Below are 26,263 nucleotides of genomic sequence, written 5' to 3'. Positions count from 1 at the left end.
GTACGGGAATAAAAACGCCCGGCCAGGCCGGGCGTTGTATGCGGCGGTCCGCTTAGACGCGTTTGGCCTGGGCTGCCGCGTTACCGATGTAGGTAGCAGGGGTCAGCAGCTTGAGCTCGGCCTTGGCTTCGGCTGGCATGTCCAGGCCGTCGATGAAGGTCAGCAGCGCTTGTGGGGTGATGCCCTTGCCACGGGTCAGCTCTTTGAGCTTTTCGTAGGGGTTTTCGATGTTGAAGCGGCGCATCACGGTCTGGATCGGTTCGGCCAGCACTTCCCAGCAGGCGTCCAGGTCGGCGGCGATGCGGGCTTCGTTCACTTCCAGCTTGCCGATGCCTTTGAGGCTGGCTTCGTAGGCAATGACGCTGTGGGCGAAGCCCACGCCCAGGTTGCGCAGCACGGTCGAGTCGGTCAGGTCACGCTGCCAGCGCGAGATTGGCAGTTTGCTGGCCAGGTGCTGGAACAGGGCGTTGGCGATACCCAGGTTGCCTTCGGAGTTTTCAAAGTCGATCGGGTTGACCTTGTGCGGCATGGTCGAAGAGCCGATTTCGCCGGCCACGGTCTTCTGCTTGAAGTAGCCCAGCGAAATGTAACCCCATACGTCACGGTCGAAGTCGATCAGGATGGTGTTGAAGCGGGCGATGGCGTCGAACAGTTCGGCGATGTAGTCGTGCGGCTCGATCTGGGTGGTGTACGGGTTGAACTGCAAGCCCAGCTCGTCTTCGATGAAGGCGCGGGCGTTGGCCTCCCAGTCGATCTGCGAGTAGGCCGACAGGTGGGCGTTGTAGTTGCCCACGGCGCCGTTGATCTTGCCCAGCAGCGGTACGGCGGCAACCTGGGCGATCTGGCGCTCCAGGCGGTACACGACGTTGGCCAGTTCCTTGCCCAGGGTGGTCGGCGAAGCCGGCTGGCCGTGGGTGCGCGACAGCATCGGCACGTCGGCGTGGGCGTGGGCCAGGGTACGAATGGCCTCGGCGATCTGGCGCATCAGCGGCAGCAGCACGTCGTCACGGCCAGCGCGCAGCATCAGGGCGTGGGACAGGTTGTTGATGTCCTCGCTGGTGCAGGCGAAGTGGATGAACTCGCTGACCTTGGCCAACTCAGGCAACTGGGCGGCCTGCTCCTTGAGCAGGTATTCGATCGCCTTGACGTCGTGGTTGGTGGTGCGCTCGATTTCCTTGACGCGCTCGGCGTGCTCAAGCTTGAAATCGCTGGCCAGGGTGTCCAGCAGGGCGTTGGCCTCGGCGGAGAACGCCGGCACTTCGCCGATTTGCGGGTGGGCGGCCAGGCGCTGCAACCAGCGCACTTCGACCAGGGCGCGGAAACGGATCAGGCCGAATTCGCTGAAGATGGGGCGCAAGGCCTGGGTTTTGCCGGCGTAACGGCCGTCTACAGGGGAAACCGCAGTGAGCGAAGAAAGCTGCATGGGGTGTTCTCGGACAGTCAGGCTTTTGGAAGGGCGCGTATCATACATGAAAAAGGCAGGCGGCGAGCTTCAAGCTGCAAGTAGCAAGTAAAAGCCGACGTGCTGCTTCTGCTTGCTGCTTGTAGCTTAGAGCTTGCAGCTTACCCTCGCATCATGTCGTACAGCTCGTTCAACAGTTTGCGCCGGCTGAACACCAGTTGCCAGCGGTGCCCGCCCAGCTGGCGCCACAGGCGCGCGGCGCGAATGCCGGCGAGCAGCAGGGCGCGGATTTTCGAGGCGTTGCTGGCCTGCTGCAGGAAGCGCATGTCGCCGTGTACCTGGATGCGCTGGCGCAGGGTGCTCAAGGTGTCCTGGTACAAGGCTCCGCTGGAAGCGATGACATTTTCGTGAACCAGGCCGAAATGATCGGCCTGCGACTGGATTTGTGGCAGGCGGTTGCCGATGGTGTCGAGCAGGTCGCCACGCTTGTTCAACTGGCGCTCCAGGCCCAGCATCGACAGGGCGTAGCGCAGGGGCTCGCGCTGCAGGCTGCTGGGGTCGCGCTCCAGGGCGCCGACCAGCGCGCGATAGCCATCGCGCAGGTTCAGGTCGTCGCCGCCGAACACTTCCAGGGTGTCTTTGGGGTCGCGTACCAGCAAGCTGCCCAGCATGCAGCCGATGTTGGCCTCGCTGGCCTGGCCGGTGCGGGCGATGCGGTCAACCAGCACGGCTGCCTGGAAGACGCCGCCCAGGGCAATCAATTGCTCGCGCAGTGTGCTCATGCCCGCGGGCTCCACGGCTCGGCCGCCTCGATCACGCCGCCACCCAGGCACACCTCGCCATCATAGAACACCACCGACTGGCCCGGCGTCACGGCGCGCTGGGGCTCGTCGAACACGGCGCGGTAGCCGCCGTCGGTCAGCGCCAGGGTGCAGCGCTGGTCGCTCTGCCGGTAGCGTACCTTGGCGGTGAGCTGGCGCGGGCTGCTCAGGTCTACCGGGTTGACCCAGAAGATTTCCGACGCGAGCAGGGCGCGGGAGAACAACCATGGGTGTTCGTTGCCCTGGCCGACCACCAGCACGTTGCGGGTCAGGTCTTTGTGCAGCACGTACCAGGGCTCGTCACCGGCGTCCTTCAGGCCGCCGATACCCAGGCCCTGGCGCTGGCCGATGGTGTGGTACATCAGGCCATGGTGGCGGCCGATCACCTCGCCTTCGGTGGTTTCGATATTACCTGGCTGGGCGGGCAGGTACTGCTTGAGGAAGTCGCTGAAGCGGCGTTCACCAATGAAGCAGATGCCGGTGGAGTCCTTTTTCTTGGCAGTGGCCAGGCCGTGTTTTTCGGCAATGGCGCGGACCTCGGGTTTTTCCAGTTCGCCCACCGGGAACAGCGTGCGGGCGATTTCCTTGCCGCCAACGGCGTGCAGGAAATAGCTCTGGTCCTTGTTCGGGTCCAGGCCTTTGAGCAGTTCGGTAACGGCGCCGGTGTCGCGGCGGCGTACATAGTGGCCGGTGGCAATCAGGTCTGCACCCAGCGACAGGGCGTAGTCGAGGAACGCCTTGAACTTGATTTCGCGGTTGCAGAGGATGTCCGGGTTGGGCGTGCGACCGGCCTTGTACTCTTCGAGGAAGTGCTCGAACACGTTGTCCCAGTACTCGGCGGCGAAGTTGGCGGTGTGCAGCTTGATACCGATGCGGTCGCACACGGCCTGGGCGTCGGCCAGGTCTTCACGGGCGGTGCAGTATTCGGTGCCGTCGTCTTCTTCCCAGTTCTTCATGAACAGCCCTTCCACCTGGTAGCCCTGCTCGATGAGCAGAAGGGCGGAGACGGAAGAGTCCACGCCGCCGGACATGCCGACGATGACGCGGGTCTTGGCGGGGTCTTTGAGTGCTGGGCTGGTCATGGGTACCGGTGTGTATCAAGGGGGAAAAGCGCCGATTCTATCAAAGCCGCGGCGCTACGTCAGTCGCGCAGCAGCGCAAGGCTGTGCAGCGGGCCTGCAAGGTAGTCGTCCAGGCAGCGCGGCACCAGCTCGCTGCGCCAGCGGGTGGGGTCGGCCAGCAGCTCTTCGCGGGTCAGCCAGACAGCGCGGACGATGTCGCTGTCCAGGGCCAGGTCGGCATGGTGGCGCACGGGGCGGGCGGCAAAGCAGATGCGCTGGTAGGTCACGCCGTTGCTGGGCGCAGTGTACAGGTAGATGCCGACCACGCCGGTGAGCTCGACTTCCCAGGCGGTTTCTTCCAGGGTTTCGCGCAGGGCGGCCTGGGGCAGGGTCTCGTTGGCTTCCAGGTGCCCGGCGGGCTGGTTGAAGACGTGCCGGTCGGCTTTGAATTCTTCGACGAACAGGAATTTGCCGTCCTGCTCGACGATGGTGGCGACGGTGATGTGGGGTTGCCATGACACGGTCGATTCTCTCCCTAAGTAGCAAGTAGCAAGTAGCAAGTAGCAAGTAGCAAGTAGCAAGTGGCAAGTGGCAAGTGGCAAGTGGCAAGTGGCAAGTAGCAAGTTGAAGCAATCCGCGTACCGCTTCGACTTGTAGCTTGTAGCTTGTAGCTTGAAACTTACAGCTGAAAAAGCACAAACCCCGGTGCGTGGCCGGGGTTTGTGCTGTTACGTCAAGCGGACCTTACAGGGCGGCGATGGCGCTGTTCAGGGTCTGGCTTGGGCGCATCACCTTGGCGGTCAGCTCGGCATCCGGGGCGTAGTAGCCACCGATGTCGGCTGGTTTGCCCTGAACGGCGTTGAGCTCGGCGACGATGGTCTCCTCGTTCTCGGTCAGGGTCTTGGCCAGGGGGGCGAAGCGTGCCTGCAGGGCGGCGTCGTCGCTCTGTGCAGCCAGGGCCTGGGCCCAGTACAGGGTCAGGTAGAAGTGGCTGCCGCGGTTGTCGATACCGCCGACTTTGCGCGATGGCGACTTGTTGGTGTCGAGGAACTTGCCGGTTGCCTGGTCCAGGGTGCTGGCCAGAACCTTGGCGCGCGGGTTGTCGTAGGTGTTGCCCAGGTGCTCCAGGGAAGCGGCCAGGGCCAGGAATTCACCCAGCGAGTCCCAACGCAGGAAGTTCTCTTCGACCAGCTGCTGCACGTGCTTGGGGGCCGAGCCGCCGGCGCCGGTTTCGAACAGGCCGCCACCACTCATCAGCGGCACGATCGACAGCATCTTGGCGCTGGTGCCCAGTTCCATGATCGGGAACAGGTCGGTCAGGTAGTCGCGCAGTACGTTACCGGTAACCGAGATGGTGTCCTTGCCTTCGCGAATGCGGGCCAGGGAGAACTTGATGGCGTCGACCGGGGCCATGACACGAATGTCCAGGCCGGTGGTGTCGTGATCCTTCAGGTACTTTTGCACCTTCTCGATCATCACGCCGTCGTGGGCACGGGCCGGGTCCAGCCAGAACACCGCTGGGGTGTTGCTCAGGCGGGCACGGTTGACGGCCAGCTTGACCCAGTCCTGGATCGGCGCGTCCTTGGTCTGGCACATGCGGAAGATGTCACCGGCCTCGACGTTCTGCTCCAGAACCACGTTGCCCTTGCTGTCGACCACGCGAACCACGCCGTCGGCCTTGACCTGGAAGGTCTTGTCGTGGGAACCGTACTCTTCGGCTTTCTGCGCCATCAGGCCAACGTTCGGCACGCTGCCCATGGTGGTCGGGTCGAAGGCGCCGTTGGCCTTGCAGTCTTCGATGGTGGCCTGGTAGATGCCGGCGTAGCAACGGTCCGGGATCACTGCCTTGGCGTCTTGCAGCTCGCCAGCGGTGTTCCACATCTTGCCCGAGTCACGGATCATGGCCGGCATCGAGGCGTCGACGATCACGTCGCTCGGTACGTGCAGATTGGTGATGCCCTTGTCGGAGTTGACCATGGCCAGGGCCGGGCGCTGGGCGTACAGGGCCTGGATATCGGCTTCGATCTCGGCCTGCTTGTCAGCTGGCAGGTCCTTGATGCGGGCGTACAGGTCGCCGATGCCGTTGTTGGCGTTGAAGCCCACTTCGGCCAGGGCGGCGGCGTGCTTGGCCAGCACGTCGTTGTAGAACTCTTCGACGATGACGCCGAACATGATCGGGTCGGAGACCTTCATCATGGTGGCTTTCAGGTGTACCGACAGCAGCACGCCGGTGGCCTTGGCGTCGGCGATCTGCTCGGCGATGAAGGCCTTCAGGGCCTTGCGGCTCATGGTTGCGCAGTCGATGACTTCGGCAGCCTTGACCGCGGTCTTTTCCTTCAGCACGGTGGTGCTGCCGTCTTTGCCGACCAGTTCGATACGTACGCTGTCGTCAGCTTCGATCAATGCAGCCTTTTCGCTGCCGTAGAAGTCGCCTTGGGTCATGTGGGCGACGTGCGACTTGGAGTCGGCGGCCCAGGCGCCCATCTTGTGCGGGTGCTTGCGCGCGTAGTTCTTGACCGACAGCGGTGCGCGGCGGTCGGAGTTGCCTTCACGCAGGACCGGGTTCACGGCCGAACCTTTGATGCGGTCGTAGCGGGCGCGGGATTCTTTCTCTTGCTCGGTGGCCGGCTCGTCGGCGTAGTCAGGGATGTTGTAGCCCTTGCCTTGCAGCTCCTTGATCGCGGCTTTGAGCTGCGGTACCGAGGCGCTGATGTTCGGCAGCTTGATGATGTTGGCTTCGGGGGTGGTAGCCAGCTGGCCCAGTTCCGCCAGGTGATCGCCTACTTGCTTCTCTGCGCCCAGTTGCTCCGGGAAGGCGGCAAGGATACGGCCAGCCAGGGAGATGTCGCGAGTTTCGACAGCGATGTCAGCCGAAGCGGTGAACGCTTCGATGATCGGCAGCAGCGAGTAGGTGGCGAGGGCAGGGGCTTCGTCGGTGAAGGTATAGATGATCTTGGAACGGGTGGGCATGCGGGTTAACTCTCTGTGTGCTGAGCGTGCTCGAGTCTCGTGGTGCGCAGGGTAAGGCGCATCGCCCTGGCAAGCCATGAGCGGAAAGTCGAGAAGCTGCGAGCGGTGATGGTGGATGCATCAGTCGAGCGTCAAGTGCTGAACTGCGGTAACAGCCCAGGCTTTGGCAGCCAGGCGGAAAAGGCCCGGCTTTTCGGCCGATCACGGCCCAGGGCGGTCCGCATTTTCCTGGGATTCGCCCCGATGACCCAACGGTCGCGGCGGAGTATACCAAACCATTTGGCCTAATCAGCAAGGCCAAGTGATATCGGCCCATTTATAAGACCAAAGACTGAGGGGCAATGTGGCGTAATGCCGCAGCGCTGGCGGGGTGTTCTGCGCGGGCGCGCCCGCGCCCACGCCGTCAGCTTGCAGGTCGGCAGATGTGGTTTAGGCTCATTGCTACGCTTGATGTCCAACCCACACCCGATAGCGGAGTAGTGCAAGCATGGCATACCAGAAAATCAAGGTTCCGACCGACGGCGCCAAGATCACCGTCAATGCAGACCATTCGCTCAACGTGCCCGACCAGCCGATCATTCCCTACATCGAAGGCGACGGGATCGGCGTTGACGTCTCACCGGTGATGATCAAAGTGGTCGATGCCGCTGTGCAGAAAGCCTATGGCGGCAAGCGCAAGATCGCCTGGATGGAGGTGTACGCCGGCGAAAAGGCCACCCAGGTCTACGACCAGGACACCTGGCTGCCGCAGGAAACCCTCGACGCCGTGCGTGAGTATGTGGTGTCGATCAAGGGCCCGCTGACTACCCCGGTGGGTGGCGGCATCCGTTCGCTGAACGTGGCTTTGCGCCAGCAGCTGGACCTGTATGTGTGCCTGCGCCCTGTGCTGTGGTTCCAGGGCGTGCCAAGCCCGGTGAAAAAACCGGGGGATGTCGACATGGTGATCTTCCGGGAAAACTCCGAAGACATCTATGCCGGCATCGAATGGAAGGCCGGTTCGCCGGAAGCAGACAAGGTGATCAAGTTCCTCAAGGAGGAAATGGGCGTTACCAAGATCCGTTTCGACCAGGACTGCGGCATTGGTATCAAGCCGGTTTCCCGCGAAGGGACCAAGCGTCTGGTACGCAAAGCCCTGCAATATGTGGTGGATAACGACCGCGAGTCGCTGACGCTGGTGCACAAGGGCAACATCATGAAGTTCACCGAAGGTGCCTTCAAGGACTGGGGCTACGAAGTGGCGCGTGACGAGTTCGGTGCCGAGTTGCTCGACGGCGGGCCGTGGATGAAGTTCAACAACCCCAAGACCGGCCGCGAAGTCATCGTCAAGGACGCGATTGCCGACGCCATGCTCCAGCAGATCCTGCTACGCCCGGCCGAGTACGATGTTATCGCCACGCTCAACCTCAATGGCGACTATTTGTCTGACGCCCTGGCGGCGGAGGTGGGCGGCATCGGTATCGCCCCGGGGGCCAACCTGTCCGACACCGTGGCCATGTTCGAGGCTACCCACGGCACGGCGCCCAAGTATGCCGGGCAGGACAAGGTCAACCCGGGTTCGGTGATTCTTTCGGCAGAAATGATGCTGCGCCACATGGGCTGGACCGAGGCCGCCGACCTGATCATCAAAGGCACCAATGGCGCGATTGCGGCCAAGACCGTGACTTACGACTTCGAGCGCCTGATGGACGGTGCCACGCTGGTGGGAAGTTCGGGCTTCGGCGATGCCATGATCAAACATATGTAAGCGAATGTGAAACGGCCGCTTCTGGTAAAGAAGCGGCCTTTCTTATCGTTTACCGCTGGCAGGGCAGTCGGTCAGGCGCCGGCCGTGCTGACCACGGGCTGTGCACTGGCCGGCGCGGGCGCAGCCGTGGATGCACTTCTGATGTTGACGGCATGTAAACCTTTCGGGCCTTGGATGACATCGAAGGTCACGGCTTGGCCGGCCTTGAGCGTCTTGTACCCGTCCATCTGGATGGCTGAATAATGAGCGAACAAGTCGTCGTTCTTGCCCTCTTCATTGACGAATCCATAGCCCTTGGCATTGTTGAACCACTTGACTTTACCGCTTGCCATCCCTATGTCCCTCTGCAAAGGACTCCATCACTGGAGTATCATCCACTTCATCCGCATACGAACCTTGCGAAAAAATCTGGTTGACTGCGCGGATCTTTATCGACCACGGTGGGTTCCTATTGGTTGTAACACCGTTTTGCCGATAGTCAAGGTCATGCAGCGGCTGCACCAATGGCCGTTCGCAGGGTCAACCCACAACCTTAACCTGTCGATGTGATGAAATTCTTTCCATGCATGCACACAGCCAGATTCGACTAACATTCAATCAGGATCGTCCTCAATCGAATGAGGACGATGGCTCCGGTCTGGCGGTTCAGGAAGCCAAGCCGATCCTGCAGGCGCCACCGATGTACAAGGTGGTTTTGTTCAACGATGACTACACACCGATGGATTTCGTCGTCGAAGTGCTCGAGACGTTCTTCAGTCTGAACCGCGAGCTGGCGACCAAGATCATGCTGACCGTCCATACCGAGGGGCGGGCAGTGTGCGGATTGTTTACCCGTGACATCGCCGAAACGAAGGCTATGCAGGTCAACCAATACGCCAGGGAAAGCCAGCATCCGCTACTCTGTGAAATCGAGAAGGACGGTTAATCGCCGACCACTTGGGTATGAGGTGAAGCTATGTTAAACCGCGAGCTCGAAGTCACCCTCAATCTTGCCTTCAAGGAGGCCCGTTCGAAGCGTCATGAATTCATGACCGTCGAACATCTGCTGCTGGCACTCCTGGACAATGAGGCTGCCGCGACCGTTCTGCGCGCCTGTGGCGCCAATCTCGACAAGCTCAAGCACGACCTGCAAGAGTTCATCGATTCGACCACGCCGCTGATTCCTGTCAACGATGAAGACAGGGAAACCCAGCCAACCCTGGGCTTCCAGCGTGTGCTGCAACGCGCCGTGTTCCACGTACAAAGCTCTGGCAAGCGTGAAGTGACCGGCGCCAACGTACTGGTGGCGATCTTCAGCGAACAGGAAAGCCAGGCCGTGTTCCTGCTCAAGCAGCAAAGCGTGGCCCGCATCGATGTGGTCAACTACATCGCCCATGGCATCTCCAAGGTGCCGGGGCATGGCTCGCAATCCGAGAGCGACCAGGACATGCAGGACGAAGAGGGTGGTGAAACCTCTTCTTCCAGCAACCCGCTGGACGCCTATGCCAGCAACCTCAACGAGCTGGCGCGTGCTGGCCGCATCGACCCGCTGGTTGGCCGCGAGCAGGAAGTGGAGCGCGTTGCGCAGATCCTTGCCCGCCGCCGCAAGAACAACCCGCTGCTGGTGGGTGAGGCCGGGGTGGGCAAAACGGCGATTGCCGAAGGGCTGGCCAAGCGTATTGTCGATGGCCAGGTGCCTGACCTGCTGGCACAGAGCGTGGTGTACTCGCTCGACCTGGGCGCGCTGCTGGCCGGTACCAAGTACCGCGGCGACTTCGAGAAGCGCTTCAAGGCGCTGCTTGGCGAGCTGCGCAAGCGGCCTCAGGCCATTCTGTTCATCGATGAGATCCACACCATCATCGGTGCCGGTGCGGCGTCGGGTGGGGTAATGGATGCGTCCAACCTGCTCAAGCCGCTGTTGTCTTCGGGTGAAATCCGCTGCATCGGCTCCACGACCTTCCAGGAATTTCGTGGCATCTTCGAGAAGGACCGTGCCTTGGCGCGGCGCTTCCAGAAGGTAGACGTCAGCGAACCCTCGGTTGAAGACACCGTGGGCATCCTGCGTGGCCTGAAAGGGCGGTTCGAAAGCCACCACAATATCGAGTACAGCGACGAAGCCCTGCGCGCCGCCGCCGAGCTGGCCTCGCGCTACATCAATGACCGGCACATGCCGGACAAGGCCATCGACGTGATCGACGAGGCTGGCGCCTACCAGCGCCTGCAGCCGGAAGCCAGCCGCGTCAAGCGCATCGACGTGCCGCAGGTGGAGGATATCGTCGCCAAGATTGCGCGAATTCCCCCGAAGCATGTCAGCAGCTCCGACAAGGAACTGCTGCGTAACCTGGAGCGCGACCTGAAGCTGACCGTCTTCGGTCAGGACCAGGCCATCGATTCGCTGTCCACGGCCATCAAGCTGTCGCGTGCCGGCCTCAAGGCACCTGACAAGCCAGTGGGTTCGTTCCTGTTTGCCGGCCCTACCGGCGTCGGCAAGACCGAAGCGGCCCGGCAATTGGCCAAGGCGCTGGGTGTGGAGCTGGTGCGCTTCGATATGTCCGAGTACATGGAGCGCCATACCGTTTCGCGCTTGATCGGTGCACCGCCCGGCTATGTCGGGTTCGACCAGGGTGGTCTGCTGACCGAGGCGATTACCAAGCAGCCGCACTGCGTGTTGCTGCTCGACGAAATCGAGAAGGCGCACCCGGAAGTCTTCAACCTGCTGCTGCAGGTGATGGACCACGGTACCCTTACCGACAACAACGGGCGCAAGGCCGACTTCCGTAACGTGATCCTGATCATGACCACCAACGCCGGCGCGGAAACCGCGTCGCGGGCCTCGATCGGCTTCACCCATCAGGACCATGCGTCCGATGCGATGGAAGTGATCCGCAAGAGCTTTACGCCAGAGTTCCGCAACCGCCTGGATACCATCATCCAGTTTGGCCGCCTGAGCACCGAAACCATCAAGAGCATCGTCGACAAGTTCCTTATCGAACTGCAGGCGCAACTCGAAGACAAGCGCGTGCTGCTTGAGGTCAGCGACGAGGCCCGCGGCTGGCTGGCGGCCTCGGGGTATGACGCGCAGATGGGCGCGCGGCCGATGGCGCGGTTGATTCAGGACAAGATCAAGCGGCCGTTGGCCGAGGAGATCCTGTTCGGTGAGTTGGCCGAGCATGGCGGTGTGGTGCACGTCGACTTGCGCGATGGCGAGTTGGTGTTCGACTTCGAGACCACGGCTGAAGTAGCGTGATACATGGGGCTGCCACGCAGCCCCTTACAAACTTGAAGCCATGAAAAAGCCCGGCACTTGGCCGGGCTTTTTCATGGCTGGAGCTTAGCGCGCACGGTAGGTGATGCGGCCCTTGCTCAGGTCATAAGGCGTCAGCTCGACGCGGACCTTGTCGCCAGTGAGAATACGGATGTAGTTTTTGCGCATCTTTCCGGAGATGTGCGCGGTTACGACGTGCCCGTTTTCCAACTCCACGCGGAACATGGTGTTGGGCAGGGTGTCGACGACAGTACCTTCCATTTCGAAGCTGTCTTCTTTCGACATGCAGTTGAGCCCTCGGTGTCCAGTGTTGGCCCGACGCATATCCGCACCGGGCAAAAAAGTGGCGTGGATTATGCCGGAAAACTGTGTGTCAAGCCAATGCTTTCAGTTGAGGGTGACCCAGCGCTGGTTTATCAACAATTCGATGGGCCGATACTGTGTCTTGTAGTTCATCTTCTTGCAGTTCTTGATCCAGTAGCCCAGGTACACCGCCTCCAGATCCTTGCGCAGGGCTTCGCCGATCTGCCAGAGAATGGCGAAACGGCCCAGGCTGCGGCGCTCTTCGTCGGGCTCGTAGAAGGTGTAGACCGCTGACAGGCCATTGGGCAGCACGTCGCACACGGCCACTGCCATCAGCCGGCCGGCCAGGCGAAATTCGTAGAACCAGCAGAAGGGCAGGTCCCGCACCAGGAAGGTGGAAAACTGGTCGCGGCTGGGTGGGTACATGTCACCGTCGGCATGGCGGGTTTCGATATAACGCCGGTACAGCTCGAAGTACTCTTCCTTGAACGCCGGGCGCGCTGCGCTCACGGTGAGGTCGGCATTGCGCTTGAGAATGCGCCGCTGCTGGCGGTTGGGAATGAAGCGGGCCGCGGGAATGCGCGCCGGTACGCAGGCGTTGCAGTTCTGGCAGTGGGGGCGATACAAGTGGTCGCCACTGCGGCGAAAACCCATGTCCGACAAGTCGGCATAGACGTTCACGTCCATCGGCTGGCTGGGGTCGAGGAACAGCGTGGTTGCCTGCTCGTCGGGCAGGTAACTGCAGGAGTGGGGTTGAGTGGCATAGAACTTCAACCGCGCCAACTCTGTCATGATCAACCCCTCGGTGAGACTTTGTTCTAAGTGTAAGCCAGCCAGGGAAAACCGCCTAGGCAACCACCCAGGTCGCGCTGTTGGGCTGGTCGAGGTGGCGGGCCAGGTAGCGGGCGAACTCGGCGCGGCTGATGGCATGGGCGCCGAGGCTGTGCAGGTGGTTGGTGGGCATCTGGCAATCGATCAGTACGAAGCCGGCCTGGCGCAGGTGCTCGACCAGGGTCACGAAACCGACCTTGGAGGCGTTGTCGGCGCGGCTGAACATCGATTCGCCGAAGAACAACTGGCCCATGGCCAGGCCGTACAGGCCGCCGACCAGTTCGCCGTGCTGGCGTACTTCGACCGAGTGGGCAATGCCGCGACGGTGCAGTTCGCAGTAGGCGTTGCGCATGGTATCGGTGATCCAGGTGCCGTCGGCGTAATCGCGGGGGGCGGCGCAGGCGTCGATGACCGCCGGGAAGTCGCTGTCGAAACTGACCTGGTAGCGCCCCTGGCGCATCAGCTTGGCCAGCGAGCGCGATACGTGAAGCTGGTCGGGCAGCAACACCGTGCGCGGGTCGGGTGACCACCACAGGATCGGCTGGCCGTCCTGGTACCAGGGGAAGCAGCCATGGCGGTAGGCCTGCACCAGCCGTTCGGGGCTCAGGTCGCCGCCGGCGGCGAGCAGGCCGTTGGGTTCGTGCAGGGCCTTTTCCAGGGGCGGGAAGGTCAGCGAGTCGCGGGTCAGCCAGGTGAGCATGGTCTATCGTGCGGTGGGGGAGGGGAGCGGGCAGCATGGCGTGCGCGCCCGGCAGGGTCAATGGCTGAGCGCCGGCAGCGGCGGTCAGGGCCGGCACGGCCGCGGAATTCGGGCAATTTCCTGCACATTGATGAAACCACAGGCACCATCCGCTACATTTGCTGTCATACCTGTGCAAAAACACAGCATAAGCCTTTGTCACGAAAGAAAATGCGTGCTCAAATTGCAGGCATGTGAGAGTCGCCCCCGCTTGAGCGCCATATGGCGCGCCGTCATGGCAGTGGGCGGGCAGTAATGTTAAAAGTAGTGGTTCATTGGTCGCACTGCCGGCCGAGCACTATTGGACGCGCAACACGCGCAGGAATAGACGTGTTTTGAAGAAATCCACCGCAACCCCAGCTCCCTTGCCCGTGCCCCTGTGGCGGCAGCAGCTGCATTATCGCCTCAAGGAAGGTGCGTTGATCGCCGTTGGCGCTCTGTGCCTGTACCTGTGGATGGCGCTGCTGACCTACGACACTTCGGATCCGGGCTTCAGCCACACCGCCACCGTCGACCAGGTGCAGAACGCCGCCGGGCGTGCCGGTGCCTACTTTGCCGACATCCTGTTCATGGTGTTGGGTTACTTCGCCTATATCTTCCCGCTGCTGCTGGCGGTGAAAACCTGGCAGATCTTCCGCCAGCGCCATCAGCCCTGGGACTGGAGCGGCTGGCTGTTTTCCTGGCGGCTGATCGGTCTGGTATTCCTGGTGCTGTCGGGGGCCGCGCTGGCGCACATCCACTTCCATTCGCCTGCGAGCTTGCCATTTTCTGCCGGCGGCGCCCTGGGCGAGAGCCTTGGCGACCTGGCGCGCAACCTGCTGAACGTGCAGGGCAGTACGCTGATGTTCATTGCCCTGTTCCTGTTCGGCCTGACCGTGTTCACCGACCTGTCGTGGTTCAAGGTGATGGACCTGACGGGCAAGATCACCCTCGACCTGTTCGAACTGGTGCAGGGCGCCGCCAATCGCTGGTGGGAAGCCCGCAACGAACGCAAGCGCCTTGAAGCGCAGTTGCGTGAGGATGAGCCCGTGGTGAAGGCCGCGCCAACGGTCGCCGAGAAACGCGAACCCGCCAAACCGGCGCTGCGTGAGCGCATCTTCAAGCGCGAAGAGGCGCCGGCAGCGGTGGTCGAGCCCCGCGAGCCGACCCTCGGGCGCGAGCCCGTTGCCCCGGTCCGCGAACCGGCCCTGGCCCGCGAGCCGGTGGTGCCGCCCCGCGAGCCAAGCCTTGCCCGTGTGCCGTCGTCCACGCCAACCATCGTGCCCCCGGCCGCAGACAAGGCGCCAGAGCCGAGCAAGCGGGTGATGAAAGAGAAGCAGACGCCGCTGTTCATCGACAGCGCCGTGGAGGGCACGCTGCCGTCGATATCCATCCTCGACCCGGCCGAACAGAAGAAGATCGAGTACTCGCCAGAATCCCTGGCCGGTGTCGGTCAGCTGCTGGAAATCAAGCTCAAGGAGTTCGGCGTTGAGGTCTCGGTGGACTCCATCCACCCAGGCCCGGTGATCACCCGCTACGAAATCCAGCCTGCCGCTGGCGTCAAGGTCAGCCGTATCGCCAACCTGGCCAAGGACCTGGCGCGGTCGCTGGCGGTGACCAGCGTGCGTGTGGTCGAGGTCATCCCCGGCAAGACCACCGTGGGTATCGAGATCCCCAACGAAAACCGCCAGATGGTGCGTTTCTCCGAAGTGCTGGCCACGCCGCAGTACGACGAGCAGAAGTCCCCTGTCACCCTGGCCCTGGGCCACGACATTGGCGGCAAGCCGGTGATTACCGACCTGGCCAAGATGCCCCACCTGTTGGTGGCCGGTACCACGGGTTCCGGTAAGTCGGTGGGGGTCAACGCGATGATCCTGTCGATCCTGTTCAAGTCCAGCCCGGAAGACGCGCGGCTGATCATGATCGACCCGAAAATGCTCGAGCTGTCGATCTACGAAGGCATTCCGCACCTGTTGTGCCCGGTGGTCACCGACATGAAGGACGCCGCCAACGCCCTGCGCTGGAGCGTGGCCGAAATGGAGCGCCGCTACAAGCTGATGGCGGCCATGGGTGTGCGTAACCTGGCCGGCTTCAACCGCAAGATCAAGGACGCCCAGGAAGCCGGGGAAATCATCCACGACCCGCTGTACCGCCGCGAAAGCATGGACGACGAGCCGCCGGCGCTGAAAACCCTGCCGACCATCGTGGTGGTGGTCGACGAATTCGCCGACATGATGATGATTGTGGGCAAGAAGGTCGAAGAACTGATCGCCCGTATCGCGCAGAAAGCGCGTGCGGCGGGCATTCACCTTATCCTCGCCACCCAGCGCCCCTCGGTGGACGTGATCACCGGTCTGATCAAGGCCAACATCCCGACCCGCATGGCCTTCCAGGTGTCGAGCAAGATCGACTCGCGGACCATCATCGACCAGGGCGGTGCCGAACAACTGCTGGGCCACGGTGACATGCTGTACATGCCGCCGGGCACCAGCCTGCCGATCCGGGTGCATGGCGCGTTCGTTTCCGACGACGAGGTGCACCGCACGGTCGAGGCGTGGAAGCTGCGCGGCGCCCCAGACTACAACGACGACATTCTCAATGGCGTGGAAGAAGCCGGCAGCGGCTTCGACGGCGGCGGCGGTGGCGGTGATGGCGACGATGCCGAAACCGATGCGCTGTATGATGAAGCGGTGCAGTTCGTGCTCGAGAGCCGTCGTGCTTCCATTTCTGCGGTACAGCGCAAACTGAAGATTGGCTACAACCGTGCCGCCCGCATGATCGAGTCGATGGAAATGGCCGGCGTCGTTACCCCGATGAACAGCAACGGCTCGCGGGAAGTAATTGCCCCAGGCGGCCCGCGCGACTGATGAACACCCTGCCGGGCGCCAGTGTTGGTGCCCGGCCCTTTCAATGCTCAATGAGGATTCCCATGCGCGCGATTCGCATGCTGTTGGTTTCTGCCCTGACCCTGGGCTCGGTTACCGCTTATGCCGGTGAGCAGGATGTGCAACGCCTGACCCAGTTGCTGGAAAAGTCACAGACCATCGAGGCCAATTTCTCCCAGCTGACCTTGGGCGCCGATGGCACCAGCCTGCAGGAAACCTCGGGCAAGATGACCGTCAAGCGTCCGGGCCTGTTCTACTGGCATACCGACGCACCGCAGGAGCAAGTGGTGGTGTCGGACGGCAAGAACGTCACCCTGTGGGACCCGGACCTGGAACAGGCCACCATCAAGAAGCTCGACGTGCGCCTGAACCAGACCCCGGCGCTGCTGCTGTCGGGTGATGTGTCGAAAATCAGCCAGAGTTTCGACATCACCTCGAAGGAGCAGGGCGAAGTCATGGACTTCACCCTCAAGCCGAAAACCAAGGACACCTTGTTCGACTCGCTGCGCGTGTCGTTCCGCAAGGGCCTGATCAATGACATGCAGCTGATCGACAGCGTCGGCCAGCGCACCAACATCCTGTTCAATGGCGTCAAGGCCAACCAGGCGGTGCCGGACAGCAGGTTCAAGTTCGACATTCCCAAAGGCGCGGACGTGATCAAGGAGTAACCAGAGCTCGCCATGGACCTGTTTCGAAGCGAACCTGTCGCCCAGCCTCTGGCGGCCCGCCTGCGCCCGTCCAACCTGGACGAGTACGTAGGCCAGGAGCACCTGCTGGCGCGCGGCAAACCGCTGCGCGAGGCATTGGAGCAAGGCGCGCTGCACTCGATGATCTTCTGGGGCCCGCCAGGGGTAGGCAAAACCACCCTGGCGCGGCTGCTGGCGCAGTTCTGTGATGCGCATTTCGAAACCGTGTCGGCGGTACTGGCCGGGGTGAAGGAAATTCGCCAGGCGGTGGAGGTTGCCAAGCAGCAGGCAGGGCAATACGGCCGCCGCACCATTCTCTTCGTCGACGAGGTGCACCGCTTCAACAAGTCGCAGCAGGATGCCTTCTTGCCCTACGTGGAAGACGGCACCCTGCTGTTCATTGGCGCCACCACCGAAAACCCCTCGTTCGAGCTTAACAACGCACTGTTGTCGCGGGCGCGGGTGTACGTGCTCAAGAGCCTGGACGAGGCGGCGTTGCGCAAGCTGCTCGACCGCGCCCTCACCGAGGAGCGTGGCTTGGGCAAGCGCAACCTGCGGGTGGGCGACGATGCCTTCAAGATGCTGATGGCCGCCGCAGACGGCGATGGCCGGCGCATGCTCAATTTTCTCGAAAATGCCTCGGACCTGGCCGAAGACGGCAGTGAAATCGACGTCGAGATGCTGCAGAGCCTGTTGGGCGACAGCCGTCGCCGTTTCGACAAGGGCGGCGAAGCCTTCTACGACCAGATTTCCGCGCTGCACAAATCGGTACGCGGCTCCAACCCGGACGGCGCCCTGTACTGGTTCGCGCGCATGCTCGACGGCGGCTGCGACCCGCTGTACATCGCCCGCCGTGTGGTGCGCATGGCCAGCGAAGACATTGGCAACGCCGACCCGCGGGCGCTCGGCTTGTGCCTGGCCGCCTGGGATGTACAAGAGCGCCTGGGCAGCCCCGAAGGCGAGCTGGCGGTGGCCCAGGCCATCACCTACCTCGCCTGTGCGCCGAAGAGCAACGCGGTGTACATGGGCTTCAAGACCGCCCTGCGCGAAGCCGCCGAGCATGGCTCGCTGGAAGTGCCACTGCACTTGCGCAATGCGCCCACCAAGCTCATGAAGCAACTGGGTTACGGCGACGAGTACCGCTACGCCCATGACGAGCCCGACGCCTATGCGGCCGGTGAGGACTACTTCCCCGATGCACTCGAGCCACGCCAGTACTACCAGCCGGTGCCGCGCGGCCTGGAACTGAAAATCGGCGAGAAGCTGCGCCACCTGGCCGACCTGGACCGCAACAGCCCCCGTCAGCGGAGAAAACCATGATTGCCTTGATCGCTGCCGTGAGTGCCGGGGGCGTCGCCGGTACGTTGCTGCGCTTCGCCACCGCCAATTGGGTCACCGCCCACTGGCCACGGCACTTCTATGCCGGTACGCTGGCGGTCAACCTGGTTGGCTGCCTGCTGATCGGCCTGCTCTACGGCTTGTTCCTGCACAAGCCACTGGCGCCGGTCGAGTTGCGCGCCGGCTTGATCGTCGGCTTCCTTGGTGGCCTTACGACTTTTTCCTCTTTTTCGCTCGATACCGTGCGCCTGATGGAAAGCGGGCAAGTACCGCTGGCCTTGGGCTATACCAGTATCAGCGTAGTGGGCGGGCTGCTCGCGACCTGGGCCGGCCTGTCCCTGACCCGTTTCTGAACCAACACCTACCTATAACGAGAGAACGATATGCTCGATTCCAAACTGTTACGCGGCCAACTTCAGGAAGTGGCGGATCGCCTGGCCTCCCGTGGCTTCAGCCTGGATGTCGCGCGCATCGAATCACTGGAAGAACGCCGCAAGGCGGTGCAGACCCGTACCGAGCAACTGCAGGCCGAGCGTAACGCCCGTTCCAAGTCCATCGGCCAGGCCAAAGCCAAAGGCGAGGACATCGCCCCACTGATGGCCGATGTCGAGCGCATGGCCAATGAGCTGGCGGCCGGCAAGGCCGAACTGGACGAGATCCAGGCCGAACTGGACGGCATCCTGCTGACCATCCCCAACTTGCCGGATGCCAGCGTACCGGTCGGTGCCAGCGAAGACGACAACGTTGAAGTGCGCCGTTGGGGCACCCCGCAAACCTTCGATTTCGACATCAAGGACCACGTTGCCCTGGGTGAACTCAGCGGTGGCCTGGACTTCGAGGCCGCTGCCAAGCTGTCCGGCGCACGCTTTGCCGTGCTGCGCGGGCCGATTGCCCGCCTGCACCGCGCCCTGGCGCAGTTCATGATCAACCTGCACACCGGTGAGCACGGTTACGAGGAACACTACACCCCGTACCTGGTGCAGGCCCCAGCGCTGCAGGGCACTGGCCAGTTGCCGAAGTTCGAAGAAGACCTGTTCAAGATCACCCGCGAAGGCGAGGCTGACTTCTACCTGATCCCGACTGCCGAAGTGTCGCTGACCAACCTGGTGGCAGGCGCGATTCTGGATGCCAAGCAACTGCCACTGAAGCTGGTTGCCCACACCCCTTGCTTCCGCAGTGAAGCGGGCGCTTCCGGCCGGGATACCCGCGGCATGATCCGCCAGCACCAGTTCGACAAGGTCGAGATGGTGCAGGTGGTGGAGCCGGCGAAATCCATGGAAGCCCTGGAAGGGCTGACGGCCAACGCCGAGCGCGTGCTGCAGCTGCTGGAGCTGCCGTACCGCGTGCTGGCCCTGTGCACCGGCGACATGGGCTTCGGCGCGGTGAAAACCTATGACCTGGAAGTGTGGGTGCCGAGCCAGGACAAGTACCGTGAAATCAGCTCGTGCTCCAACTGCGGCGACTTCCAGGCGCGCCGCATGCAGGCCCGCTGGCGTAACCCGGAAACCGGCAAGCCAGAACTGGTACACACCCTCAACGGGTCCGGCCTGGCGGTTGGCCGTACCTTGGTGGCGGTGCTGGAAAACTACCAGCAGGCCGACGGCTCGATCCGCGTGCCAGAAGTGCTGAAGCCTTACATGGGCGGCGTCGAGGTCATCCGCTAAATGGATTATCTGCCGCTGTTCCACAAGCTGCAGGGCGGCCGTGTACTGGTCGTCGGCGGCGGTGAGATCGCCTTGCGCAAGGCGCGCTTGCTGGCCGATGCCGGGAGTGTGCTGCGCGTGGTGGCGCCGGACGTCGACGGCCAGTTGGCTGCGTTGGCCCGGGAAGGTGGCGGTGAGGTGCTGGTGCGTGGCTACCAGGCCGCCGACCTGGTCGGGTGCCGGCTGGTGATCGCCGCCACTGACGACCCTGGGCTGAACGCGCAGGTATCGGCCGATGCGCAGGCCGTCAGCCTGCCAGTCAACGTGGTGGACGCGCCAGCCTTGTGCACGGTGATCTTCCCGGCGATTGTCGACCGTTCACCGTTGGTGATTGCGGTGTCCAGTGGCGGGGATGCTCCGGTGCTGGCGCGTCTGATTCGCGCCAAGCTGGAGGCCTGGATCCCGGCTGCCTACGGTGAGCTGGCCGGGCTGGCGGCGCGGTTCCGGCACAAGGTCAAGTCCTTGTATCCGGATGTGAACCAGCGCCGTGGCTTCTGGGAGACCGTGTTCCAGGGCCCGATCGCCGAGCGCCAGCTGGCCGGGCAGGGCGCCGAAGCCGAACGCCTGTTGCAGGCGATGGTGGAGGGCGCGCCGGTGCAGCAGGGGGGCGAGGTTTACCTGGTAGGTGCGGGCCCGGGCGACCCGGACCTGCTCACCTTCCGCGCCTTGCGCCTCATGCAGCAGGCCGATGTGGTGCTGTATGACCGCCTGGTGGCCCCGGCGATCATCGATATGTGCCGGCGTGATGCCGAGCGTATCTACGTTGGCAAGCGCCGCGCTGACCACGCCGTACCGCAGGACCAGATCAACCGCCTGTTGGTTGACCTGGCCCAGCAAGGCAAGCGCGTGCTGCGCCTGAAGGGCGGCGACCCGTTCATCTTTGGCCGCGGTGGCGAAGAGATCGAAGAGCTGGCCGAGCATGGCATCCCCTTCCAAGTGGTTCCGGGTATTACGGCGGCCAGTGGCTGTTCCGCCTATGGCGGCATTCCATTGACCCATCGCGACCATGCCCAGTCGGTGCGCTTCGTGACCGGGCACCTCAAGGATGGTACCAGCAACCTGCCATGGAACGACCTGGTAGCGCCGTCGCAGACCCTGGTGTTCTACATGGGTTTGGTGGGCTTGCCTACGATCTGCGCAGAGCTGATTCGCCATGGGCGTGCGGCCAGTACCCCGGCGGCCCTGGTGCAGCAGGGCACTACGCGTAACCAGCGGGTGTTCACCGGTACCTTGGCGGATTTGCCGGAGCTGGTGGCCCAGCATGAAGTGCATGCGCCGACCCTGGTGATTGTTGGGGAAGTGGTGCAGTTGCGCGACAAGCTGGCCTGGTTTGAAGGTTCGCAGAACAGCTGAAACCGCCGGGGCCGCTTTGCGGCCCATCGCGACACAAGGCCGCTCCTACACCAAGGCACTGCGCGGTCCCCTGTAGGAGCGGCCTTGTGTCGCGATGGGCTGCAAAGCAGCCCCCAGTGCCTCAACCCTGCCAAATCCCTTTACCCACCAACCGCTCCCGATCATGCGGCTGGTTGAAATCCTGCAACGGCCCCTTAGGCACAATCCCGTTCGGGTTGATGGTCTTGTGGCTCATGTAATAGTGCTTCTGGATATGCTCCATATCCACCGTCCCCGCCACCCCCGGCCACTGGTACAGCTCACGCAGCCAGTTCGACAGGTTGTGATAATCGCTGAGGCGGCGCAGGTTGCACTTGAAGTGCCCGTGATACACAGCGTCGAAGCGCACCAGCGTGGTGAACAGGCGCACATCGGCTTCAGTCAGGTATTCGCCCGCCAGGTAGCGATTGCGGCCTAACAGCTCTTCCAGGTAATCCAGTTCGTTGAACACATCATCGAACGCCGCCTCGTAGGCCTCCTGCGTAGTCGCGAAGCCGGCGCGATAGACGCCGTTGTTCACCGCCGGATAGATACGTTCATTCAGCGCCTCGATGGCCGGGCGCAGCGGCGCTGGGTACAGGTCGAGGGTGTTGCCGGTCAACGCGTTGAACGCGCTGTTGAAAATGCGAATGATCTCAGCCGACTCATTGTTGACGATGCGTTTCTCTTTCTTGTCCCACAGCACGGGTACTGTCACCCGGCCGGTGTAGTGCGGGTCGTCCTGGGTATAACGCTGATGCAGGTACTGCAGTGCATCGAGGTGATCGCCGCTGGAGCCTTGCTGCTGGTCGAAGGTCCAGCCATGGTCTTGCATCAGCCAGCTCACTACCGAAACGTCGATCAACGGCGCCAGGCCTTTGATGGCGCGGAAGATCAACGTGCGGTGCGCCCAAGGGCAGGCCAGCGACACGTACAGGTGGTAACGGCCGGCTTCGGGGGCGGGCAACGAATGGCGGCGCTGGGCGTTTTCGCGTTTGAAGGTGCCGTCCTTGCCGTTTTCATACCACTGATCATGCCAGCGGCCATCGATCAAAAGGCCCATGGTGAGCTCCTGGAACAAAGGGTTTGTCGTTGGAGCCCAGTCTAGGCCAGATCGTTCGAAGAAATAGCGCAAAGATCGGCGTGGTATTATCGACTAAATCGATCTATCACGGTTATCCCAATAGGCCTGCGCGTTCGTGAAGGCTTGTTCCCGGGTCTGCTCCAGGCCGCGCAGTGCCAAGGCCATGGTCGCGATCAGCGCTTTCTCGCCGTAGCTGTCTTGCACTTCACCACGCCAGAAGGCGAGCAAATGCTCCGGTTGCAGCGTGGCGGGCTTGACGTGACGGCGCTCGCTGAGCGCCGGCCATTCCTCATCCCAGGCTACGCCGGCAGTGGTGCCGTAGAGGTGGCTGATGACGTCCGGGTTGACCTCGATCTCGCCGCCATCGCCCTTGATCACCACGGCATGGTCGCCCAGCAGGCGGCTGGCCTCACGGTGTACCGCCTGGTAACCGGGGTGGAAGATGCTTTGCAGGCCGCACCGCGCGCCCAGCGGGTTGAGCACCCGCGCCAGGGAGTGAATGGGCGAGCGCAGGCCCAGGGTGTTGCGCAGGTCGATCATGCGCTGCAGTTGCGGCGCCCAGTCGTGCAAGGGGAAAAACGCCAGCTGATGTTGGCCCAGCGCGGTGTCGACCGCTACCCAGTCGCGGCACAGGGGGATATGCAACAGGCCGAGCAGCTGCTCGGTATACAGGCGCCCGGCTGTGTGTGGACCGCCGCCATGCATCAGGATGCGAATACCATTGCCGGCCAGGCATTTGGCGGCCAGCAGGTACCAGGGTAGGTGGCGCTTCTTGCCAGCGTAGGTTGGCCAGTCCAGGTCCACGGCAATGCGCGGGGCCTGCAGGTGGCCGCGTAGCGCTTCGGTGAAGCCGGCCAGCTCTTCGGCGCTTTCTTCCTTGTGCCGCAGCAGCATCAGGAAGGCGCCCAGCTGGGTGTCCTCGACCTTGCCTTCCAGCAGCAGGGTCATGGCAGCCCGTGCTTCCTCGCGGGTAAGGCCGCGCGCGCCGCGCTTGCCTTTGCCAAGAATGCGCACGAATTCAGCGAACGGGTGTTCGGCCGGAGTTTCCAGGGTCAGCGGGCGGGCTTGATTCAAGGGTGGCAGGGTCATATGCAATTGGTCGGCTTGGGCAGGCCCGCCAGCTTGGCGGCAAGTTTGGCGGGGGTGCCATTGAACAGGCGGTTCAGGTGCGGGCTATTGCCCTTGTCCGCGCCCAGCTTCAGGGCGGTGTACTTGATCAGTGGGCGGGTGGCCGGGGACAGCTGGTACTCCTGGTAGAACTGCCGCAGCAGTTCGAGGATTTCCCAGTGGTCGGCGGTCAGCGCAATGCCCTCGCGCTCGGCAAGGGCCTCGGCGGCTGCATGGGACCAGTCTTGCAGGTCGACCAGAAAGCCGTCCTTGTCCAGGGCGATCGCCTGATCGGCAACGGTGAGGGTATTCATAGCCAGCTGTTGACCTTGTCGTAGTGCAGCGACAGTTCGACGAACCCGGCGTAGTCCACGGCCTTGGCCAGGTCGTTGCCGGCCGCGCGGGCTTGCAGGTCTTCGTCCAGGGCGAACAGGCGCTGGGCCAGGCTGGCGGCTTGCAACTGGCGGTACGCTTCGCTGCCGCTGCGCAGGGCGTACACCGCATCGCCGCACAGCAGCAGGGCGTCGTGCGCGCCAAGCAGGCGCAGGCAACTGGCCAGGCGCTCGTCGCCGAACGGGGAGTGGGCAATTACGTGCAGGGTCGTCATCAGAGCGTTACCACCTGGTCGAAACGGGCGATCAGTGCGGTCAGTGCCGCGTCATCCAGCACTTGCACTGGCAGTGCAAGGCTGTCGGTGGCCAGGCCACGGCGGGTGAGGCTGTGGTTGCAGGCGAACAGTTCTTCGACGCCGAACATCGGCAACGCCTGCAGGTTGGCGGCCAGGTTCTTATGTTGCACGGCGGCAGGTTGCTGGTTTGGCGCCAGCTGGAACACGCCATCGTCGAGGAACAGCATGCCCAGCGGCAGGTCGAACGCGCCACCGGCCAGGGCGATGTCCAGCGCCTCGCGGGCAGATGGGCCGTTCCACGGCGCCTGGCGGCTGATGATCAACAAGGATTTGGCCATTTCAGTCGCCTCCAAAGCAGACAAGGCGGTCGGCGACTTGCGCGGCCTCGTGCAGTTGCCCCAGGCCGGACAACTCCCATGGCTTGGGCAGGTTCACGGCCGGGCGTTGATAGCGGTTGGCCTCGGCCTCGTCGAGCACGCCACGGCGCAAGGCGGCGGCGATGCACACCACGGCATCAAGCTGGTGGGTCTCGATAAAGGCACGCCACTGCGCGGCCACGTCCACTTCATCCTGGGGCGCGACCACGTTGGCCGAGGCACTGTGTACCCCGTCCTGATAGAAGAACAGCCGGGCAATTTCATGCCCGCCGGCCAGCACCGCCTCGGCATAGCGCAAGGCGCGCCGCGAGGAGGGCGCATGGGCCGGGGAGAACACCGCGATAGCGAATTTCATGGGTAACTCATGCAAAGGAATACCGCCATGATAAAGCAAAAAAGCCCGCGCCCGCTTGTGCATGCGGGCGCGGGCTTTTGTAGGAGGCCTTGTGTCGCGATGGGCTGCAAAGCAGCCCGGGGCTTCAGCGCAAATGCACAAATTGCTGGGGCTGCTTTGCAGCCCATTCGCGACACAAGGCCGCTCCTACAGGGATTGCGCAAGGCCCTGTCAGAAGGGAACAGGCCTCAAGCCTGTTCCTTGCTCTCCGGCAGGAACCAGTTCAGCACCAGGGCACAGATGCCACCGGTCGCCACCCCCGACTCCAGCACATTGCGCACCGCCGCCGGCATATGCGCCAGGAACTCCGGCACCTGCGCCACACCCAGGCCCAGCGCCAACGACACGGCAATGATCAGCAGCGCACGCCGGTCCAGGCGGGTGCTGGCCAGAATATTGATGCCCGACGCTGCAACCGCGCCAAACATGACCATTGCCGCACCCCCCAGCACCGGCTCTGGCACCGCCTGAATCACCCCGGCAACACTGGGGAACAGCCCCAATATCACCAGCATTACGGCAATCCACATGCCGATATGGCGGCTGGCAATACCGGTTAGCTGAATCACGCCGTTATTCTGCGCAAAGATTGAACTCGGGAAGGTGTTGAACAAGCCCGCCAACAGCGAGTTGGCGCCGTTGACCAACACGCCACCCTTGATCCGCTGCATCCATACCGGGCCTTCGACTGGCTGGCGCGACACCTTGCTGGTGGCGGTCACGTCACCAATGGCTTCCAGCGACGTCACCAGGTAGATCACCAGCATCGGAATGAACAGCGCCCACGAGAAGCTCAGGCCGAAGTGCAGCGGCGTCGGTACCTGAAACAGCGCGGCCTCATGCATACCGGTGAAGTCCAGGCGGCCCATATAGCCCGCCAGCGCATAGCCGACCGCCAGGGCAATAACGATGGCACAGCTGCGCATCCACACCACCGGAATACGGTTGAGGATCACGATAATGGCCAGCACCACACCCGACAACAGCAGGTTCTCGCCATTGGCGAAGGTGCCATTGGCCATGGCACCGAAGCCGCCACCCATACTGATCAGGCCGACCTTGATCAGCGTCAGGCCGATCATCAGCACGACAATGCCGGTGACCAGCGGGGTGATCAGGCGTTTGACGAAGGGCAGGATGCGCGAAACGCCCATTTCGACGAACGAGCCAGCGATGACCACGCCAAAGATGGCGGCCATCACACCTTCGACTGGCGTGCCTTGCTTGACCATCAGCGCACCCCCGGCAATCAGCGGGCCCACGAAGTTGAAGCTGGTGCCCTGCACGATCAGCAACCCGGCGCCAAACGGCCCGAAGCGCTTGCACTGCACGAATGTGGCGATACCGGAGATTACCAGCGACATGGAGACGATCAGGTTGGTGTCCCGCGCGGACACCCCCAGCGCCTGGCAGATCAACAGACCGGGCGTCACGATCGGCACGATGATCGCCAGCAGGTGTTGCAGCGCCGCCAGCAGGCCGATCAGCAGCCGAGGCTTGTCCTCGAGGCCAAGCACCAGCTCATTGGCGGGGGCCGATGCTGCTGGGCTGTGTTCATGTGTGCTCATGGCTGAAAGCTGCCCCTGAAGAAAAAAG

At 62.9% G+C, this 26,263-nt stretch carries 25 protein-coding genes; 9 read left to right on the top strand and 16 right to left on the bottom strand.

Annotation, left to right across the window (positions count from 1 at the left end):
- Window positions 1-52 precede the first annotated feature (52 nt).
- The 5 genes from purB to L1P09_RS16215 form a co-directional block, all read right to left on the bottom strand.
- Window positions 53-1,423: an adenylosuccinate lyase gene (gene purB, locus L1P09_RS16235; RefSeq protein ID WP_154211427.1), complete on the bottom strand. Its 1,371-nt coding sequence runs from the start codon at window positions 1,421-1,423 to the stop codon at window positions 53-55.
- A 140-nt stretch (window positions 1,424-1,563) separates the two neighbouring features.
- Window positions 1,564-2,184 (bottom strand): high frequency lysogenization protein HflD, encoded by a 621-nt coding sequence (gene hflD, locus L1P09_RS16230; protein WP_029887825.1) that lies wholly within the window; start codon window positions 2,182-2,184, stop codon window positions 1,564-1,566.
- Window positions 2,181-3,305, bottom strand: a complete 1,125-nt coding sequence (gene mnmA, locus L1P09_RS16225) for a tRNA 2-thiouridine(34) synthase MnmA (protein ID WP_029887826.1) — start codon at window positions 3,303-3,305, stop codon at window positions 2,181-2,183. The genes hflD and mnmA overlap by 4 nt, the downstream gene beginning before the upstream one ends.
- 59 nt (window positions 3,306-3,364) lie before the next feature.
- Window positions 3,365-3,805 carry an NUDIX hydrolase gene (locus tag L1P09_RS16220; RefSeq protein WP_054904219.1) on the bottom strand — a complete coding sequence of 147 codons (441 nt, stop codon included), beginning with the start codon at window positions 3,803-3,805 and terminating at the stop codon, window positions 3,365-3,367.
- A gap of 223 nt (window positions 3,806-4,028) precedes the next feature.
- Window positions 4,029-6,254, bottom strand: coding sequence for an NADP-dependent isocitrate dehydrogenase (locus L1P09_RS16215; protein ID WP_054904218.1), 2,226 nt, complete (start codon window positions 6,252-6,254; stop codon window positions 4,029-4,031).
- Window positions 6,255-6,741: 487 nt separating this feature from the next.
- Here L1P09_RS16215 and icd point away from each other — a divergent pair, with 487 nt between their 5' ends.
- Window positions 6,742-7,998: an NADP-dependent isocitrate dehydrogenase gene (gene icd / locus L1P09_RS16210; protein WP_054904217.1), complete on the top strand. Its 1,257-nt coding sequence runs from the start codon at window positions 6,742-6,744 to the stop codon at window positions 7,996-7,998.
- Window positions 7,999-8,069: 71 nt separating this feature from the next.
- Here icd and cspD read toward each other — a convergent pair whose 3' ends face one another.
- Complete coding sequence (gene cspD / locus L1P09_RS16205; protein ID WP_290129205.1) at window positions 8,070-8,330, bottom strand: cold shock domain-containing protein CspD; 261 nt, start codon at window positions 8,328-8,330, stop codon at window positions 8,070-8,072.
- 230 nt (window positions 8,331-8,560) lie between these two features.
- Here cspD and clpS point away from each other — a divergent pair, with 230 nt between their 5' ends.
- Together clpS and clpA are read left to right on the top strand one after the other, a co-directional pair.
- On the top strand, window positions 8,561-8,923 hold the full coding sequence (gene clpS, locus L1P09_RS16200; protein ID WP_009683116.1) for an ATP-dependent Clp protease adapter ClpS: 363 nt from the start codon (window positions 8,561-8,563) through the stop codon (window positions 8,921-8,923).
- A gap of 30 nt (window positions 8,924-8,953) precedes the next feature.
- Window positions 8,954-11,224 carry an ATP-dependent Clp protease ATP-binding subunit ClpA gene (clpA, locus tag L1P09_RS16195; RefSeq protein ID WP_029887829.1) on the top strand — a complete coding sequence of 757 codons (2,271 nt, stop codon included), beginning with the start codon at window positions 8,954-8,956 and terminating at the stop codon, window positions 11,222-11,224.
- 84 nt (window positions 11,225-11,308) lie between these two features.
- On the opposite strand, the gene infA is transcribed toward clpA, so the two are convergent.
- The 3 genes from infA to aat all read right to left on the bottom strand — a co-directional run bounded on the left by infA (window position 11,309) and on the right by aat (window position 13,076).
- Window positions 11,309-11,527 carry a translation initiation factor IF-1 gene (infA, locus tag L1P09_RS16190; protein ID WP_002553999.1) on the bottom strand — a complete coding sequence of 73 codons (219 nt, stop codon included), beginning with the start codon at window positions 11,525-11,527 and terminating at the stop codon, window positions 11,309-11,311.
- A 102-nt stretch (window positions 11,528-11,629) separates the two neighbouring features.
- Window positions 11,630-12,337 (bottom strand): arginyltransferase, encoded by a 708-nt coding sequence (locus tag L1P09_RS16185; protein WP_054904215.1) that lies wholly within the window; start codon window positions 12,335-12,337, stop codon window positions 11,630-11,632.
- A 55-nt stretch (window positions 12,338-12,392) separates the two neighbouring features.
- Window positions 12,393-13,076, bottom strand: coding sequence for a leucyl/phenylalanyl-tRNA--protein transferase (aat, locus tag L1P09_RS16180; protein ID WP_054881605.1), 684 nt, complete (start codon window positions 13,074-13,076; stop codon window positions 12,393-12,395).
- A 323-nt stretch (window positions 13,077-13,399) separates the two neighbouring features.
- On the opposite strand from aat, the gene L1P09_RS16175 reads away from it, so the two are divergent.
- The 6 genes from L1P09_RS16175 to cysG all read left to right on the top strand — a co-directional run bounded on the left by L1P09_RS16175 (window position 13,400) and on the right by cysG (window position 21,059).
- Window positions 13,400-15,961, top strand: coding sequence for a DNA translocase FtsK (locus tag L1P09_RS16175; RefSeq protein WP_370593809.1), 2,562 nt, complete (start codon window positions 13,400-13,402; stop codon window positions 15,959-15,961).
- Between the two features lie 62 nt (window positions 15,962-16,023).
- Window positions 16,024-16,647, top strand: a complete 624-nt coding sequence (lolA, locus tag L1P09_RS16170; RefSeq protein WP_009683108.1) for an outer membrane lipoprotein chaperone LolA — start codon at window positions 16,024-16,026, stop codon at window positions 16,645-16,647.
- Window positions 16,648-16,659: 12 nt separating this feature from the next.
- Window positions 16,660-17,985, top strand: a complete 1,326-nt coding sequence (locus L1P09_RS16165; protein WP_235767882.1) for a replication-associated recombination protein A — start codon at window positions 16,660-16,662, stop codon at window positions 17,983-17,985.
- The gene (crcB, locus tag L1P09_RS16160; RefSeq protein WP_009683106.1) at window positions 17,982-18,356 is read left to right on the top strand and encodes a fluoride efflux transporter CrcB; all 375 of its coding nucleotides are present in this window, start codon (window positions 17,982-17,984) and stop codon (window positions 18,354-18,356) included. Before L1P09_RS16165 ends, crcB begins: the two co-directional genes overlap by 4 nt.
- A 30-nt stretch (window positions 18,357-18,386) precedes the next feature.
- Window positions 18,387-19,667: a serine--tRNA ligase gene (gene serS, locus L1P09_RS16155; protein WP_009683105.1), complete on the top strand. Its 1,281-nt coding sequence runs from the start codon at window positions 18,387-18,389 to the stop codon at window positions 19,665-19,667.
- Window positions 19,668-21,059, top strand: a complete 1,392-nt coding sequence (gene cysG, locus L1P09_RS16150; RefSeq protein ID WP_009683104.1) for a siroheme synthase CysG — start codon at window positions 19,668-19,670, stop codon at window positions 21,057-21,059.
- A gap of 121 nt (window positions 21,060-21,180) precedes the next feature.
- On the opposite strand, the gene L1P09_RS16145 is transcribed toward cysG, so the two are convergent.
- The 7 genes from L1P09_RS16145 to L1P09_RS16115 all read right to left on the bottom strand — a co-directional run bounded on the left by L1P09_RS16145 (window position 21,181) and on the right by L1P09_RS16115 (window position 26,235).
- Window positions 21,181-22,140 carry a glutathione S-transferase family protein gene (locus L1P09_RS16145; RefSeq protein ID WP_054904212.1) on the bottom strand — a complete coding sequence of 320 codons (960 nt, stop codon included), beginning with the start codon at window positions 22,138-22,140 and terminating at the stop codon, window positions 21,181-21,183.
- A 93-nt stretch (window positions 22,141-22,233) separates the two neighbouring features.
- A complete protein-coding gene (locus L1P09_RS16140; RefSeq protein ID WP_235768969.1) occupies window positions 22,234-23,235 on the bottom strand; it encodes a glycosyl transferase family protein in 1,002 nt (333 codons plus the stop codon).
- An 11-nt stretch (window positions 23,236-23,246) separates the two neighbouring features.
- A complete protein-coding gene (locus L1P09_RS16135) occupies window positions 23,247-23,582 on the bottom strand; it encodes a TusE/DsrC/DsvC family sulfur relay protein (protein ID WP_009682093.1) in 336 nt (111 codons plus the stop codon).
- On the bottom strand, window positions 23,579-23,875 hold the full coding sequence (tusB, locus tag L1P09_RS16130; protein WP_115293711.1) for a sulfurtransferase complex subunit TusB: 297 nt from the start codon (window positions 23,873-23,875) through the stop codon (window positions 23,579-23,581). The genes L1P09_RS16135 and tusB overlap by 4 nt, the downstream gene beginning before the upstream one ends.
- Window positions 23,875-24,234, bottom strand: a complete 360-nt coding sequence (gene tusC / locus L1P09_RS16125) for a sulfurtransferase complex subunit TusC (RefSeq protein ID WP_115293712.1) — start codon at window positions 24,232-24,234, stop codon at window positions 23,875-23,877. The genes tusB and tusC overlap by 1 nt, the downstream gene beginning before the upstream one ends.
- 1 nt (window position 24,235) lies before the next feature.
- On the bottom strand, window positions 24,236-24,628 hold the full coding sequence (gene tusD, locus L1P09_RS16120; protein ID WP_110676046.1) for a sulfurtransferase complex subunit TusD: 393 nt from the start codon (window positions 24,626-24,628) through the stop codon (window positions 24,236-24,238).
- A gap of 227 nt (window positions 24,629-24,855) precedes the next feature.
- Window positions 24,856-26,235, bottom strand: coding sequence for a nucleobase:cation symporter-2 family protein (locus L1P09_RS16115; protein ID WP_054881911.1), 1,380 nt, complete (start codon window positions 26,233-26,235; stop codon window positions 24,856-24,858).
- Window positions 26,236-26,263 lie beyond the last annotated feature (28 nt).

This window comes from Pseudomonas juntendi, from assembly GCF_021560075.1.
GTDB lineage: Bacteria > Pseudomonadota > Gammaproteobacteria > Pseudomonadales > Pseudomonadaceae > Aquipseudomonas > Aquipseudomonas juntendi.
Note: the sequence above shows the minus strand (reverse complement) of the source record. Positions and strands in the feature narration are given on the sequence as shown.